This window comes from Streptomyces alkaliterrae (genome assembly GCF_007097205.2).
Lineage (GTDB): Bacteria > Actinomycetota > Actinomycetes > Streptomycetales > Streptomycetaceae > Streptomyces > Streptomyces alkaliterrae.
In genome coordinates, this window is the sequence record NZ_VJYK02000651.1 from 1 (window position 1) to 801 (window position 801).

The following is an 801-nucleotide window of genomic DNA, read 5'->3' on the forward strand; positions in this document are numbered from 1 at the left end:
GGGCTGGGTGGTGGGTGCGGCAGACTGAGGGCATGACCACGCTCAAGTCCACACTCAAGGACGACCTGACCGCCGCGATCAAGGAGCGCGACGAGCTGCGCTCGGCGACGCTGCGGATGACGCTTGCCGCGATCACGACGGAGGAGGTCGCCGGGAAGTCCGCCCGCGAGCTCTCCGACGAGGAGGTGCGGAAGGTGATCGCCCGGGAGGCGAAGAAGCGCCGGGAGGCCGCCGAGGCGTTCGAGAAGGGCGGTCGCGCGGCGCAGGCGGAGCGGGAGCGCGCGGAGGGCGAGGTGCTGGCCGCCTACCTGCCGAAGCAGCTGACCGACGAGGAGCTGGCGGCGCTGGTCGCGGACGCGGTGGCCGAGGCGAAGGCCGGTGGCGCGGAGGGTCCGCGGGCGATGGGCGCGGTGATGAAGATCGTGAACCCGAAGGTCGCCGGGCGGGCGGAGGGCGGCCGGGTGGCCGGCGCCGTGAAGCGGGCGCTGGCGGGCTGACGCCGCGGCGCGAGCGAGCGCGCGGGAGAGTGAGCGCGCGAGAGAGGCGGGAGAGCGGGTCGGGGCCCCGGGCCGGCGGAAGCCGGGCCGGGGCCCCGACCGTTTGCGTCAGCGCGGCGCGGGCCAGCCGGGCTCGCCGTCGCCGCCGGAGGTCCAGCCGCCGGGGTTGCCGCCGGTCCAGCCGCCCGATGTGTCGCCGGTCGTGCCGCCGGTGCTGCCGTCGGTCGTGCCGCCCGTGGTGCCGCCGGTGGTGCCGCCCGTGGTGCCGCCGCCGATGAAGCCGGGGGGCGGCCAGGGGGTGCCG

General features: G+C 77.4%; 2 protein-coding genes. One reads left to right on the top strand and one right to left on the bottom strand.

All coding sequences use genetic code 11. From position 1 onward, the window contains the following. Positions 1–32 precede the first annotated feature (32 nt). Positions 33–497, top strand: coding sequence for a GatB/YqeY domain-containing protein (locus FNX44_RS27330; RefSeq protein ID WP_153507803.1), 465 nt, complete (start codon positions 33–35; stop codon positions 495–497). A gap of 108 nt (positions 498–605) precedes the next feature. Here the strand turns inward: FNX44_RS27330 and FNX44_RS27335 are convergent. Beyond that, the coding region (locus FNX44_RS27335) for a hypothetical protein (RefSeq protein ID WP_194362481.1) at positions 606–801 on the bottom strand (196 nt) is incomplete at its 5' end.

What these genes read in the sequence shown, in the direction of transcription:
- FNX44_RS27330 (WP_153507803.1), top strand. Translation starts at nt 33, where the DNA reads ATGACCACGCTCAAGTCCACACTCAAGGACGACCTGACCGCCGCGATC.